The 13,811-nt window shown below is 70.3% G+C and carries 14 protein-coding genes; 12 read left to right on the forward strand and 2 right to left on the reverse strand.

Features of this window, described 5'->3' with window-relative positions; translation table 11 throughout:
* Window positions 1–5: 5 nt before the first annotated feature.
* From DL519_RS38515 to DL519_RS38525, 3 genes are all read left to right on the forward strand, one after another.
* Window positions 6–299 (forward strand): DUF503 domain-containing protein, encoded by a 294-nt coding sequence (locus tag DL519_RS38515; protein WP_190822191.1) that lies wholly within the window; start codon window positions 6–8, stop codon window positions 297–299.
* Between the two features lie 151 nt (window positions 300–450).
* The gene (gene rbfA, locus DL519_RS38520) at window positions 451–951 is read left to right on the forward strand and encodes a 30S ribosome-binding factor RbfA (RefSeq protein ID WP_190822193.1); all 501 of its coding nucleotides are present in this window, start codon (window positions 451–453) and stop codon (window positions 949–951) included.
* A gap of 71 nt (window positions 952–1,022) precedes the next feature.
* Window positions 1,023–2,072 (forward strand): DHH family phosphoesterase, encoded by a 1,050-nt coding sequence (locus DL519_RS38525; protein ID WP_223840029.1) that lies wholly within the window; start codon window positions 1,023–1,025, stop codon window positions 2,070–2,072.
* A gap of 151 nt (window positions 2,073–2,223) precedes the next feature.
* Here DL519_RS38525 and DL519_RS38530 read toward each other — a convergent pair whose 3' ends face one another.
* Window positions 2,224–2,751, reverse strand: coding sequence for a CGNR zinc finger domain-containing protein (locus tag DL519_RS38530; RefSeq protein WP_190822195.1), 528 nt, complete (start codon window positions 2,749–2,751; stop codon window positions 2,224–2,226).
* A gap of 68 nt (window positions 2,752–2,819) precedes the next feature.
* On the opposite strand from DL519_RS38530, the gene DL519_RS38535 reads away from it, so the two are divergent.
* Window positions 2,820–4,145, forward strand: coding sequence for an MATE family efflux transporter (locus DL519_RS38535; protein ID WP_190822197.1), 1,326 nt, complete (start codon window positions 2,820–2,822; stop codon window positions 4,143–4,145).
* 43 nt (window positions 4,146–4,188) lie between these two features.
* Here the strand turns inward: DL519_RS38535 and DL519_RS38540 are convergent, their stop codons facing one another.
* Window positions 4,189–4,686 carry a peptide deformylase gene (locus DL519_RS38540; RefSeq protein WP_190822199.1) on the reverse strand — a complete coding sequence of 166 codons (498 nt, stop codon included), beginning with the start codon at window positions 4,684–4,686 and terminating at the stop codon, window positions 4,189–4,191.
* A gap of 73 nt (window positions 4,687–4,759) precedes the next feature.
* Here DL519_RS38540 and truB point away from each other — a divergent pair, with 73 nt between their 5' ends.
* The 8 genes from truB (at window position 4,760) to DL519_RS38580 (ending at window position 13,722) form a co-directional block, all read left to right on the forward strand.
* Window positions 4,760–5,668 (forward strand): tRNA pseudouridine(55) synthase TruB, encoded by a 909-nt coding sequence (truB, locus tag DL519_RS38545; RefSeq protein WP_190822201.1) that lies wholly within the window; start codon window positions 4,760–4,762, stop codon window positions 5,666–5,668.
* Between the two features lie 125 nt (window positions 5,669–5,793).
* Window positions 5,794–6,447: a DUF4232 domain-containing protein gene (locus DL519_RS38550; protein ID WP_190822203.1), complete on the forward strand. Its 654-nt coding sequence runs from the start codon at window positions 5,794–5,796 to the stop codon at window positions 6,445–6,447.
* A 217-nt stretch (window positions 6,448–6,664) separates the two neighbouring features.
* Window positions 6,665–7,651, forward strand: coding sequence for a bifunctional riboflavin kinase/FAD synthetase (locus DL519_RS38555; protein WP_190824476.1), 987 nt, complete (start codon window positions 6,665–6,667; stop codon window positions 7,649–7,651).
* 170 nt (window positions 7,652–7,821) lie between these two features.
* Window positions 7,822–8,304, forward strand: coding sequence for a helix-turn-helix domain-containing protein (locus DL519_RS38560; RefSeq protein ID WP_190822205.1), 483 nt, complete (start codon window positions 7,822–7,824; stop codon window positions 8,302–8,304).
* Window positions 8,305–8,540: 236 nt separating this feature from the next.
* Window positions 8,541–9,110: an RNA 2',3'-cyclic phosphodiesterase gene (gene thpR, locus DL519_RS38565; RefSeq protein ID WP_190822206.1), complete on the forward strand. Its 570-nt coding sequence runs from the start codon at window positions 8,541–8,543 to the stop codon at window positions 9,108–9,110.
* A 157-nt stretch (window positions 9,111–9,267) separates the two neighbouring features.
* Complete coding sequence (rpsO, locus tag DL519_RS38570; RefSeq protein ID WP_168584854.1) at window positions 9,268–9,537, forward strand: 30S ribosomal protein S15; 270 nt, start codon at window positions 9,268–9,270, stop codon at window positions 9,535–9,537.
* 249 nt (window positions 9,538–9,786) lie between these two features.
* Window positions 9,787–12,036, forward strand: coding sequence for a polyribonucleotide nucleotidyltransferase (locus DL519_RS38575; protein WP_190822208.1), 2,250 nt, complete (start codon window positions 9,787–9,789; stop codon window positions 12,034–12,036).
* Window positions 12,037–12,381: 345 nt separating this feature from the next.
* Complete coding sequence (locus tag DL519_RS38580) at window positions 12,382–13,722, forward strand: M16 family metallopeptidase (RefSeq protein ID WP_168584852.1); 1,341 nt, start codon at window positions 12,382–12,384, stop codon at window positions 13,720–13,722.
* The last annotated feature ends 89 nt before the right edge of the window (window positions 13,723–13,811 follow it).

Raw genomic sequence — 13,811 nt, forward strand, 5'->3', positions numbered from 1 at the left:
CACCCATGTATGTTGGTGTGCTCGAACTGGACGTCCTGCTCGGCGATGTCCACTCCCTGAAGCAGAAGCGCGCTGTCGTCCGGCCCGTGGTGGCCGAGTTGCGGCGGCACTTCGAGGTTGCCGTCGCCGAGGCCGGGAACCAGGACCTGCACCGCCGCGCGCTGTTCGGCGTAGCGGCGGTGTCCGGCGACGCCGCGCACGTGCGTGATGTGCTGGACGCGTGCGAGCGCCTGGTCGCCGCACGCCCCGAACTCGAATTGCTTTCGGCCCGGCAGCGCATGCTGGGGCCGGAGGACTAGGAGCTTTTCGCGGTCGTTTTGCGTCGCGGTGCGGGTGGCGGCCCCTGCGGGAGTTACCGTCGCCCCCGCGGCGGTGCGAACGGAGTCCCACACCGCAAGCGGCTGGCACCGCTTGTCAAATGAACTGAACTTTCCCCGAAGGAGGTGCGCTGTGGCTGATACGGCGCGCGCCCGCAGGCTCGCCAAGCGCATCGCGCAGATCGTGGCATCCGGGCTGGAGCACGAGGTGAAGGACCCGCGGCTGGCGATGGTGACGGTCACCGACGCGCGGGTCACCCCCGACCTGCGGGACGCCACTGTGTACTACACCGTGTTCGGCGACGACGCCGACTACGCCTCGACCGCCGCGGCGCTGGCCAGCGCGACCGGGGTGTTGCGGTCCCGGGTGGGCCAGCAGACCGGCGTCCGGTTCACCCCGACGCTGACCTTCGTCGCGGACACCGTGCCGGACAACGCGCGGCGGATGGAGGAGCTGCTCGCCAAGGCCAAGGAGGCCGACGACGAGGTGGCCCGACTGGCTTCCGGCGCGATGCCCGCCGGTGACGCCGACCCGTACCGCACCAGCACCGACGATGACGAGTTCGACACCGACGGTGCAGACCTGGAGTCGTTTTCCGACGCCGATGTGCGTCGTGGGCCACAGAGTGGTTGAGTCGCAGCGCAGCATCAGGTGCGTTGGACAGAGGTGGTCAGCAAGGCCGCCGATGTCGTGGAGGTGAACCTGTGCGCGGGCAATCCGAATCCGGCCGCTCCGGCGGCGGTCTTTCGACCGGCGTCGACCCGGTCGCACCAGCCGTTGCCGAGGCCGCCCGCAAGCTGGCCGAAGCCTCGGACGTGACCCTGTTCGCGCACATCAACCCGGACGCCGACGCGCTCGGCAGCGCGTTGGCGCTGGGGAGGGTGCTGCGGCGGCGGGGCTGCACGGTCCGCGTGTCGTTCGGGAAACCCGAGCTGCCGCCGTTCTCGCTGCGCGATCTGGACGGCGACGGGCTGGTGGTGCCCGCGGACGAGGTGCCTGCCGCGCCGCCGCTGCTGGTCGTCTGCGACACCGGGAGCCTGCAGCGGCTCGGTCGGCTCGCCGATCGGGTGCCTGCGACGATCGCCGCCGGCGGTGACGTCATCGTGATCGACCACCACGTGTCGAACACCCGCTACGGCACGCTGCACGTGGTCGACGAGCACGCCGAGGCGACGGTGATGATCGTGCTGCGGTTGCTCGACGAGCTCGGCGAGGAGCTCGATCTGCCTATCGCTCGGTGCCTCTACGCGGGCTTGGTCACCGACACCCGTTCGTTCCGGCACGCCAGCGCCTGGACGCACCGGGTGGCGGCGCGGCTGTTGGAGGCAGGGGTGGACCCGGAAGCGACGACGCGGCCGCTGCTGGACACGCATCCGTTCGGCTGGCTGAGCATGCTCTCCGGCGTGTTGGGCGAAGCCGAGCTGGAGTCGGCCGCGGCGCAGGGACTGGGGCTGGTGCACGCGACGGTCCGGCTGGCGCAATCCGACGGCCTGCGCAGCGAGGACGTGGACAGCGTCATCGACGTGGTTCGCACGACCAGCGAGGCAGAGGTCGCGGCGGTGCTCAAGGAGACCGCGCCGCAGCACTGGTCGGTGTCTCTGCGCGCCGACAGCCGCGTCGACGTCGGTAACGCTGCTGCTGCCTGCGGCGGTGGCGGGCACCGGCTCGCGTCCGGCTTCACGGCGCAGGGCCCGGCCGAGGACATCATCGCGGCGCTCCGCAAAGCCCTCGACGGAGCCCCACTTCTGGACTGACGCGTCCCCGTTCGGGAGCAATTTCCATTGAACCCGCCGCTTCGATTTCAATGGAAATTGCGGTCTTCGGCGGGACGGGTCTTCGGCGGGGCTTCGGCATGTAGAGGCCCGACATGGTGACGGCTGTGGGTGGCTCCGAATCGGCGCCAGGTCAGGCTCGGCGGCGGGCTCGGAAGGCTGCGACGTGCATCCGGTTCGCGCAGCGGGGGCTGCAGAAGCGCTTGGCCTGGTTCGTCGAGGTGTCCAGGAAGTAGGTGCCGCAGCCCTCGGCTCCGCAGCGTCCCCAGCGCGTCGTGCCGTGCTGGACGACACCCTGTGCCAAGCCCCACGCGGCGGCCGCTGCGACCTCGTCGACCGCTGGTGCGTCCGGTCCGGCCACGTGGACGTGCCAGTTCGGGGTGCGGTCGCGGCCTCCGTGCCCGGACAGCCTGGGCCGGGGCGGGTGCGCCGACAGCAGCGCGTTGATCTCCGCGAGCACGGTCTCGCTGTCGTCGAACACCATCGCGTCCAGTGCCCGGCGCAGCCCGTCGGCCACGCCGCGCAGTACCGGCAGGTCGGGTTCGTGCAGCCGGTCGGCCCACCACGGCTCGTCGTGGAGTGCGGCGCGCACCGAGTCCAGGGTGCTCAGGTCGGCGCTGGCGAGTCTGAGCGCCACCGTAGCGTAATCAGCGTTGTCCATGTGCGGTCCTTACCGTACCCTGATGTGTCAGGGGTGAACCCGTCGATCACAGCTTACCGGGAGGCAGCGTGTCCGATCTGGGGGAGCACGTAGCGCCGCGCAAACTGCTGGCGCTCGCGGTGCCGGCGCTGGGCGTGCTCGCCGCCGAACCGCTTTACGTGCTCGTCGACACCGCCGTCGTCGGACACCTCGGCGCGGTCCCGCTGGCCGGACTGGCGCTCGGCGGCACGCTTTTCACGCTGGTGTCGAGTCAGCTGACGTTCCTCACCTACGGCACGACGGCACGCACCGCGCGGCTGCACGGTGCCGGGCGCCGCAAGGACGCCGTCGCCGAAGGCGTGCAGGCGACTTGGTTGGGGATCTGCGTCGGCGTGGTGCTCCTGCTACTCGCGCAGCTGGTGGCGGTCCCAGTGGCCGAACTGCTCGCCGGGCCCGGGCCGGTGGCCGACGCGGCCGGCACCTGGATGCGTATCGCGCTCTGCGGCGCGCCGATGGTGCTGATCACGATGGCGGGCAACGGCTGGATGCGCGGCGTGCAGGACACCGCACGTCCGCTGCGCTACGTGCTGGTCGGCAACGGTGTGTCGGCGGTGCTGTGCCCGCTGTTCGTCTACCCCTTCGGCTGGGGCCTGGAGGGTTCGGCGGTCGCGAACCTGATCGGCCAGACGATCGCCGCCGCGCTGTTCCTGCGGGCGCTGGTCGTCGAGCGGGCGCCGCTGAGGCCGGATCCCGCGAAGATGCGTGCCCAGCTCGGGCTCGGCCGTGACCTGGTGCTGCGGACGCTGGCGTTCCAGGCGTGCTTCCTGTCGGCGACGTCGGTCGCGGCGCGGACCGGCGCGGAGACCGCCGCCGCGCATCAGGTGGTGTGGCAGCTGTGGACATTCTTGGCGCTCGTGCTCGACTCGCTGGCGATCGCGGCTCAGTCGCTGGTCGGTGCGGCGCTCGGCGCCGGTTCCGCGCCGCGCGCCAAGGGGATCGCCAGGCAGGTCACCTGGTACGGCTTGGTGTTCGGCGCCGTGCTCGGGTTGGTGTTCACGGCGCTGTCCGGTGTGCTGCCGACGTTGTTCACCACCGACGGCGCGGTGTTGTCGGAGATCCCGCACGCGTGGTGGTTCTTCGTGTTCCTGCAGCCGGTCGCGGGCGTGGTGTTCGCGCTGGACGGGGCCTTTCTCGGCGCCGGCGACGCGGCCTACCTGCGCACCGCGACGTTGTTGAGCGCGGCCATCGGCTACCTGCCGCTGATCTGGCTGTCGCTGGCGTTCGGCTGGGGCCTGGCCGGGATCTGGACCGGCCTGAGCCTGTTCATGGTCCTGCGCCTGATCACGCTGCTGCTGCGGGCCCGCTCCGGCCGCTGGGCCGTCGTCGGCGCAACACCCGCACCAGCCACCGCGTAAGCGCAGGTCCGGGGCCAGCGGGAACGCGTCGGCCACCGGGTGGTCACTGCCAGAACCAGTCCTGCTCGCGGACCTGGTGGTAGGCCTCTCGGCGGCGCTCCGGGTCGAGGCGCTGGATGTAGACCACGCCGTCGAGGTGGTCGGTCTCGTGTTGCAGGCAGCGTGCCATCAGGCCGCCGCCCGACACCGTGATCGGCTCGTTGTCCACCTCGACGCCGCGCACGACGGCATGCTGGGCGCGGCGGGTCTCGAATCCGAGCCCGGGCAGCGACAGGCACGCCTCGACGTCGTCCTGCACCTCGTCGGAGAGCTCCACGACCTCCGGGTTGAGCACGTACCCGATCTCACCGTCGACGCGGTAGCTGAACGCCCGCACCCCGACGCCGATCTGCGGCGCGGCGACCCCGGCGTGCCCGGGCGCGTCCACGGTGTCCAGCAGGTCTGCGACGATCGTGCGCAGCCGCTGGTCGAAGACCGTGATCGGCTCGGCCGCCATGCGGAGCACCGGGTCGCCGAAGCGCCTGACCGTTCGGAACGCCACCGGGAAACCTCCTCGTCACGGCGCCGCCACCCTGGCGACGCGCCCCGCTCCGGGTCGGGGAAGATGGTGCCTCGTGTCCGAACGCTCCCGCAAAACGCGTCCCACCGTTCCGCCCGGCCTGCTGGTGATCGACAAACCGGCGGGGATGACCTCGCACGACGTCGTGTCGCGGGTCCGCCGCATCATGGGCACTCGCCGCGTCGGGCACGCCGGGACGCTGGACCCGATGGCCACCGGAGTGCTGGTTCTCGGCCTGGAGCGGGCCACCAAGCTGCTCGGCCACCTCGCCCTGGACACCAAGGCCTACCTCGCCACGATCCGGCTGGGCGCGGCCACCACCACCGACGACGCGGAGGGCGACGTGGTGTCCGAAGTGGACGCGTCCGCAGTGGATGAGGAGGCGATCCGGGCCGGGATCGCGGAACTCACCGGCGACATCCAGCAGGTGCCCAGCGCGGTCAGCGCGGTGAAGATCAACGGCCGGCGCGCCTACGAACTGGCGCGCAATGGCGAGAGCGTGGAGTTGGCCGCGCGTCCGGTCACGGTGTCGCGCTTCGATGTGCTGGCGCTGCACCGCACCGAGCGGACGACCGACCTGGACGTGCTCGTCGAATGCTCGTCGGGCACCTACGTGCGCGCGCTGGCGCGGGACCTAGGCGCCGGGCTCGGTGTCGGCGGGCACCTCGCCGAACTCCGCCGCACCCGGGTCGGTCCGTTCGGGCTGGTCACGGCGCGCACCCTGGAGCAGTTGGAGTCCGAGCCCGGGTTGTCGATGAGCCTGGACCAGGCGGTCGAGGCCGCTTTTCCGCGCCGCAACGTGGATTCCACCGTCGCCAGGGCCCTCTCCCACGGCCAGGTCGTGCCTGCCGCCGGGGTCGAGGGCACCTACGGGATGTTCGATCCGGACGGTCGCGCGGTCGCCCTGGTCCGCGACCGCGGCCGGACCGCGAAGGCGGTGTTGGTGATCCTTCCGGCGAACTGATCGAAACCGGACGAATCCCCTTGATTCGCAACCGCTTTCGGTGATCTGGATCATGTTTCTGGAACTCGCGGGAAGCTTGCTCGTCCCACTAGTCCGAACCAGTGACGGCAGACGTTGTGGGCAGCATGCGCAAGCGAGTAGTCGGGGCGACCGTCGCGTTGGCGGTGGGTTTGGCGCTGAGCGGATGTGCGGCAGGCGGGGCGGCGCAGCAGCAGACCACCGGCGGCGGCTCTCAGATCGGCAGCCGGCCGATCCAGGCGAGCGACGGTCAGCAGGAGAGCGGCTCCAGTCCGAGCACGGGCTCCGCCAGCACCGACTCGGGCGGCAGCAGCACCACAGACCGGGCGTGCGAGTCGTCGGACTTCGACGCGAAGTTCACCACGCACGAGGTGTACGACGGCGGCGAGAGCTACGGGCAGTTCACGCTGACCAAGAACAGCAACAACATGACCCCATGCGTGCTCGACGGCTACCCCGAGGTGCAGCTGATGGCCGGCTCTGAGGGCGGCAAGGTCCTGCCGGGGATCAACATCAAGAAGGTCTCCGAGCCGGGAACCGGGAAGATGCGGCTGGACGGCTACGGCGAGAAGGCGCGCGCGTCCTTCCTTATCCGCTGGACGACGTCGGGTGACGACGGCGGGTGCGACATGCCGGGAGCGGTCTCGGTCACCCTGCCCGGCGCCAACGACTCCCTGGAGCAGCCGGTCAACGCGGGCGCGGACAACAGCATGCGGGTGTGCGCGAACCAGGACCTCAAGGTCACGCAGTTCGGCGAGTAAGTCGTGAGTGCGAAAACCGGTAAGAACCGGATCTCGCACTCACGACACCTGACCTGCGGCAACGGCGCCCAGCACCGGCCGCACCGGCGTTCGAAGGCAAAGCCCGCCCACCGCGCCTCGGCGCAACCCGTCCCGGTCGACCGCCCGTGCCGCGTGATCTGCGGCACGGGCGGTGGCGTTCCAGCGACCGGGTGGCGGCGCAGTAGGCTTCCTGGTCGTGCAGCGATGGCGTGGTTTGGAGCAGATCCCCGGTGGCTGGGGCCGGTGCGTGGTCACCATCGGTGTCTTCGACGGGGTGCACCGCGGACACCAGCAGTTGATCGCGCACGCCGTGCAGCAGGCCCGCCGCCGCAACGTGCCCTGCGTGCTGATGACCTTCGACCCGCACCCCTCCGAGGTGGTCCGCCCGGGTAGTCACCCGGCGCAGCTGACCACCCTGCGGCGGCGCGCCGAACTCGTCGAACAGCTCGGCGTGGATGTCTTCTGCGTGCTGCCGTTCACCCGCGAGGTCTCGCGCATCCCGGCCGAGGAATTCGTGCACGCGATGCTGGTGGAGCGGCTGCACGCGGCGGAGATCGTGGTCGGCGAGAACTTCACCTTCGGCCACAAGGCGGCCGGCAACATCGAGCTGCTGGCCAAGCTCGGCGAGCGGTTCGGCTTTGAGGTCGAATCCGATGCGCTGGTCTCCGGGCCGGTGCAGCGCTCCGATGACGCGGACGGAACTTCGGTGACCTTCTCCTCGACCTACATTCGCTCCTGCATCGACGCCGGCGACGTCGTCGCGGCCGCCTCCGCGCTGGGCCGCTACCACCGGCTGGAGGGCATCGTGGTGCGCGGCGCCGGGCGCGGGGGCAAGGAACTCGGCTTCCCGACCGCCAACCTGTCCACCCCGCCGCACGCGGCGATCCCGGCCGACGGCGTGTACGCGGCGTGGTTCACGCACCGCCGACGCGGCTCGAAGGAGCAGGGGAAGACCCTGCCGGCGGCGGTGTCGGTTGGCAGCAATCCGACCTTCTCCGGCACCGAGCGCACCGTCGAGGCGTACGTGCTGGACGTCGACGCCGACTTCTACGGCGAGCACGTCGACCTGGACTTCGTGCAGCGCCTGCGGTCGATGGAGCGCTACGACACGGTCGACGCGCTGATCGATCAGATGCACCAGGACGTCGCCGAAACCCGGCGCATCCTGGGGGCGAACGGGTGAGATCCGGCAGGCCGGTCCCCCGAACGGGGCAGTCGCGTCGGCTGCCTGGCGCACCGCGAGCGGAACATATTTCGGATTCCCGTCCGCGCCGGGCCGGTGACCTGGCAGTATCCACAGCCGGACCAGCAGCCGTACGCGGCCGGGCCGGCGCCGACACGGGGGGAGCGAAGGTGACGGAGAGCAGCAACGTCCAGCGGAACCTGGAGCTGCAGCGGCAGTGGTACGGCGAGCCGCTGGGGGACCGGGTGCGCCGCCTGGTCGTTGCGTTCCGCATCTCGCAGGCCCAGCTCGCCGAGGTCCTCGGGATCAGCGCGCCGATGCTCAGCCAGGTGATGAGCGGGCGCCGCGCCAAGATCGGCAACCCGTCGGTGCTGGCGCGGCTCGTGATGCTGGAGCGCAAGGTGCTCATCCCCGGGGTCACCGCGGGCGAGTCGGACGCGATCAAGCAGGCCCTGGAGGACGTCCGGCAGTCGCAACCGTCGGTGGGGCGCGACAACCTCCCGGTCATGCACGCAGCCAACGGCGAGGAAGCCGCCTGGCCGGTGCTGCGCGAGGTGGCCAAGCCCGGCGAACTGGAGGCGGCGGCGTCGCTGCTCGAAGGTCGCTACCCGGCGCTGGCGCAGCTGCTCCGCCGCGCCGCCGACGGAGACTGACCACTTCCCTGGATGCGATTTCCATTGGGGTTTCTCATCCTGGCCGATCCGCAGCCGCGACGCCTGAAGTTCACGACGCGAGTTCGTCGCATGCGCCGAAGGCGCATGGCCCACCATCGCAGCTCGCACCGCTGCTGAGGTTCCGCTACCCGCACCGCAACGCATGAAGCGGCTGGAAAACGCTCATAGAAGTCGGCGGGTCGATTTCCATTGAAATCGCACGGACACTGGGGAGCATGCGTCTGTTCACCGCGTTGTGGCCGTCGGAAGAGGCGGTGCGGCACCTGGCGTCGGCAGTCGACAGGTTCCGCCCGGACCTAGTGGCCGAGGCCACCGCTGGACTGCGCAAGTTCCGCTTCACGCCTTCGCAGCGCTGGCACCTGACGCTGCGCTTCCACGGCGACGACGCCGACCAGCAGTATGTGATCGAGAGACTGGACCACCGCGTCGCCCGCCTGCTGGAGGCCGACCCGGCGCCGCCGCAGCTCCGGCTGGCCGGTGCTGGAACGTTCCGCGGCGTGCTGTGGATCGGCGTCGAGCCGGGCACCGATTCCGACGACGCCGCGCTGTGCGCGCTGGTGCGCGCGGCCGGGGGCGATCCGCGCGGTTACACAGCGCACCTCACCATCGCTCGATGGGCCGCCGGGCGCGCCGATCGGGAGCTGCTGCCCGGGCTGTTCGCCGGCTACGCGGGCCCCTGGTGGCAGTCGCGCGAGCTGGCCGTGGTGCGCAGTGACCTGCGGGAAGGCGGTCACGAGTACCGGACGGTGCACCGCGTCGCGGTGACGCGCGAGACGCCGGGCTAAGCGCGGGCGAACCCGGTAGTAGCAGTCCTCCCTGTTATCCTGGCCTGTGGAACGGCTGCAGTCCGTGGTGGCCGAATCCGGTCGACTTTGCATCGACCCGCTACCCGACCGGCTGGTCTGGTGCAGCTGACACGGGACATCGAAGGAGAGTCAACTCGTGGCGTTGTCCACTGAAGACAAGAAGCAGATCCTGGCCGAGTACGGCCTGAAGGACGGCGACACCGGTTCGCCGGAGGCCCAGGTGGCCCTGCTGACCAAGCGGATCACCGGGCTGACCGAGCACCTCAAGCAGCACAAGCACGACCACCACTCGCGTCGTGGCCTGCTGCTGATGGTCGGCCGCCGCCGCCGGCTGCTCAACTACCTGACCAAGGTGGACATCGAACGCTACCGTTCGCTGATCCAGCGACTCGGTCTGCGTCGTTGACGAAAACCGGGGGGAGCGGCCAACGGGCCGCTCCCCCCGGTGCATGAAAGACGGACGGCGCCCGGCGCCGTCGCAACTGAAGAGCGCTCACGGTGGCACGCACCGGACAGGCGTCCGCCGGTCCTCGGTAGTGGCTGCCGGGCAAGTCGTCGCAACAGACGTTCCCGGGGGCTTCGATCGATGGCCGGCCTCGTCGGACCACGATCCGGATGCTCCTGCCGTGGGCCTCGTGAACCCGAGGAGTCAACCTTGACTGAACCCCAGATCGATGAGGGCGTGTACGAGGCGACCGCGGTGCTGGACAACGGCGCGTTCGGCACCCGGACCGTCCGGTTCGAGACAGGCCGACTGGCCAAACAGGCCGCCGGCAGTGTCGTCGCCTACCTCGACGACGACACCATGCTGCTGTCCGCCACCACGGCGTCCAAGCAGCCGAAGGAGCACTTCGACTTCTTCCCGCTGACCGTCGACGTCGAAGAGCGGATGTACGCCGCGGGCCGCATCCCCGGCTCGTTCTTCCGCCGCGAGGGCCGCCCGTCCACCGACGCGATCCTGACCTGCCGGCTGATCGACCGGCCGCTGCGCCCGTCCTTCGTGGACGGCCTGCGCAACGAGGTCCAGGTCGTCGTCACGGTGATGAGCCTGGCGCCGGGCGACCTCTACGACGTGCTGGCGATCAACGCCGCGTCGGCGTCCACCCAGCTGTCCGGTCTGCCGTTCTCCGGCCCGATCGGCAGCACCCGGATGGCGCTGACCGACGGCCAGTGGGTGGCCTTCCCGACCCACGAACAGCTGGAGCGGGCCGTGTTCGACATGGTCGTCGCGGGCCGCATCGTCGGCGACGACGTGGCGATCATGATGGTCGAGGCCGAGGCCACCGATAAGACCGTCGCGCTGGTTGCCGGTGGTGCGCAGGCGCCGACCGAGGAGGTCGTCGCCGCCGGTCTGGAGGCCGCGAAGCCATTCATCCGGACCCTGTGCCAGGCGCAGCAGCAGCTCGCGCAGGCCGCGGCCAAGGCCATCCAGGAGTTCCCGGTGTTCCCGGCCTACGCCGAGGACGCCTTCACTGCTGTCGAGCAGGCCGTCTCCGGTGAGCTCGCCGAGGCGCTGAAGATCGCCGGCAAGCAGGAGCGGGAGAACCGCCTCGACGAGATCAAGGCGGCGGTGCTGGAGAAGGCCGGCACCGGCGAGGGCGAGCAGTTCGAGGGCCGCGAGAAGGAGATCGGCGCCGCGTTCCGGTCGCTGACCAAGAAGCTGGTGCGCCAGCGGATCATCCGCGACCAGGTCCGCATCGACGGCCGCGGGCTGACCGACATCCGCAGCCTGTCCGCCGAGGTCGGCGTGATCCCGCGGGCCCACGGCTCGGCGCTGTTCGAGCGCGGCGAGACCCAGATCCTGGGTGTCTCCACGCTGAACATGCTGCGTCTGGAGCAGACCATAGACTCGTTGTCCCCGGAGACGACGAAGCGGTACATGCACCACTACAACTTCCCGCCCTACTCGACCGGTGAGACCGGCCGGGTCGGCAGCCCGAAGCGGCGCGAGATCGGCCACGGTGCGCTGGCCGAGCGGGCGCTGATGCCGGTGCTGCCGTCGCGCGAGGAGTTCCCGTACGCGATCCGGCAGGTCTCCGAGGCGCTGAGCTCCAACGGGTCCACCTCGATGGGCTCGGTTTGCGCTTCGACGCTGTCGCTGCTGAACGCGGGTGTGCCGCTGAAGGCGCCGGTGGCCGGCATCGCGATGGGCCTGGTCTCCGACGAGGTCGACGGTCAGACCCACTACGTGGCGCTGACCGACATCCTCGGTGCCGAGGACGCCTTCGGCGACATGGACTTCAAGGTCGCCGGCACGAAGGACTTCGTGACCGCCCTGCAGTTGGACACCAAGCTCGACGGCATCCCGTCCGAGGTGCTGGCCCAGGCGCTCGGCCAGGCCCGCGACGCCCGGTTCACCATCCTCGAGGTGATGGCCGAGGCGATCGGCAAGCCCGACGAGATGAGCCCGCACGCCCCGCGGGTGACCTCCATCAGCATCCCGGTGGACAAGATCGGCGAGGTCATCGGCCCGAAGGGCAAGATGATCAACTCGATCACCGAGGAGACCGGCGCGGAGATCACCATCGAGGACGACGGCACGATCTACGTCGGTGCCGCCGACGGCCCGTCCGCGGAGGCCGCGATCGAAAAGATCAACGCCATCGCGAACCCGCAGCTGCCGAAGGTCGGCGAGCGCTTCCTGGGCACCGTGGTCAAGACCGCGGCCTTCGGTGCGTTCGTCTCGCTGCTGCCGGGCAAGGACGGCCTGGTGCACATCTCCAAGCTGGGCAACGGCAAGCGCATCGGCAAGGTCGAGGACGTGGTGAACGTCGGCGACAAGCTGCGCGTGGAGATCGCCGACATCGACAGCCGCGGCAAGATCAGCCTGGTGCTGGTCAATGACGAGGCCGAGGGCGAGGCCAAGCCGGAGGCCGAGCCGGAGGCCGAGACCCCGGCGCAGTGATCGGAAAACGCACAGTTCGATGCGGCCCGTCCCGGACTCCCGGGGCGGGCCGTATCGTCTTGGGTGGTTTGGAACTCGTGCGGTTCAGGGGTGTGGCGACGTGTTCAACTTCGACGTTGGCGTCAGGCAAGCGGCGTCAGCCGCTCTTGCACGCACGCAACTGGCACCGCCGCGGGTTCTCAGGCTGTGCCCGCCCCGAAGGGCTCCTCTGGGAGGACCTGCCCCAGCGTGGCGTATTGGTCATACATGAGTCGGGGATCCCGGACCGAGGGGCGACGGTAACTCCCGCAGGGGGCCGCTACCCGCACCGCTACGTAAAACGACCGCACACTTTTAAAAAGGAACATGAAGCAGAAGCAGACACGCGCCGGGCACCTTCAGCGTCCCGGAACCACTCGAGTCCTCGGTCGAAACGGCGACGTCGCGGTGCGCCGCACGGTGCTGCCCGGCGGGCTGCGGGTCGTCACCGAACCCGTGCCGGGCGTGCGTTCGGCCTCCGTCGGGATCTGGGTCGCGGTGGGCTCGCGCGACGAGGGGCGGCCGCAGGCAGGCGCCGCGCACTACCTGGAGCACCTCCTGTTCAAGGGCACCGCCAAGCGCACCGCGGTGGACATCGCGCAGGAGATCGACGCGGTCGGCGGCGAGCTGAACGCGTTCACGTCCAAGGAGCACACCTGCTACTACGCGCACGTGCTGGACCGGGACCTGCCGCTGGCCATCGACATGCTCTGCGACGTGGTCTTCGACGCGCTGAACGCGAAGTCCGATGTGGACGTCGAGCGCAGCGTGGTCCTGGAGGAGATCGCGATGCGCGACGACGACCCCGAGGACCTGCTGCACGAGCTGTTCACCTCGGCCGTGCTGGGCGACCACCCGCTCGGCCGCTCGGTGCTGGGCACCGAGGACTCAATCGCGAACATGACCCGGGCCCGGGTGCACGGCTTCTACCGGCGCAGCTACGAGATGCCGAAGATGGTCGTCGCCGCGGCCGGGAACGTCGACCACGGCCGCGTGCTGCGGCTGCTCCGCAAGGCGCTCGGCGACCGGCTGGACGGCGAGGTGCAGCCCGCTCCGCCGCGCATGGGCCGGGCCCGGTTGCCGAAGCAGCAGCCGCTGGCGCTGCAGACGGACGACACCGAGCAGGCGCATCTGCTGATGGGCTGCCGCGGCTTCAACCGCCACGACGAGCGCCGGTTCGCGCTCGGGGTGCTCAACGCGGCGCTGGGCGGCGGCATGAGCTCGCGGCTGTTCCAGGAGGTCCGCGAGCGGCGGGGCCTGGCCTACTCGGTGTACTCGACCACCACTGCGTACTCCGACGCCGGGACGTTCTCGGTGTACGCGGGCTGCACCCCGGACAGGCTCGGCGAGGTCGCGACGGTTATCCGCGGCGTGCTGGCCGGTGTCGCGGCCGACGGGCTGACCGAGGACGAGGTGGAGCGCGGCCGCGGGCAGCTGCGCGGCGGCCTGGTGCTCGGTCTGGAGGACAGCGCCTCGCGGATGAGCCGGATCGGCAAGACCGAGCTCAACTACGGCAGGCACTTCACGGTCGAGCAAACCCTGGAGCGCATCGACGCGGTCACCGCGGCGGAGGTGGCGGAGCTGGCTGCCGAGCTCCTGCGGCGCCCGCTCACCACCACCATCGTCGGGCCGTACGACTCGCCGGCGGATCTGCCCGACGGGGTGTGACGTGGAGCGAACGGACCGTTTGCGTCGTCTAGCGGCGTGACCGGTCCGTTCGCTCCAGATCATCGGCGTGCGGTACCCGGACGCGGATT

The sequence above is a fragment of the Saccharopolyspora pogona genome (assembly GCF_014697215.1).
Taxonomy (GTDB): domain Bacteria; phylum Actinomycetota; class Actinomycetes; order Mycobacteriales; family Pseudonocardiaceae; genus Saccharopolyspora; species Saccharopolyspora hattusasensis.

Bases quoted from the DNA above. Each gene is read 5' to 3' on its own strand.
- DL519_RS38530 (WP_190822195.1), bottom strand. From the start codon at position 2,751: ATGGACAACGCTGATTACGCTACGGTGGCGCTCAGACTCGCCAGCGCC.
- thpR (WP_190822206.1), top strand. From the start codon at position 8,541: ATGCGTCTGTTCACCGCGTTGTGGCCGTCGGAAGAGGCGGTGCGGCAC.
- DL519_RS38580 (WP_168584852.1), top strand. From the start codon at position 12,382: ATGAAGCAGAAGCAGACACGCGCCGGGCACCTTCAGCGTCCCGGAACC.
- DL519_RS38550 (WP_190822203.1), top strand. From the start codon at position 5,794: ATGCGCAAGCGAGTAGTCGGGGCGACCGTCGCGTTGGCGGTGGGTTTG.
- DL519_RS38515 (WP_190822191.1), top strand. From the start codon at position 6: ATGTATGTTGGTGTGCTCGAACTGGACGTCCTGCTCGGCGATGTCCAC.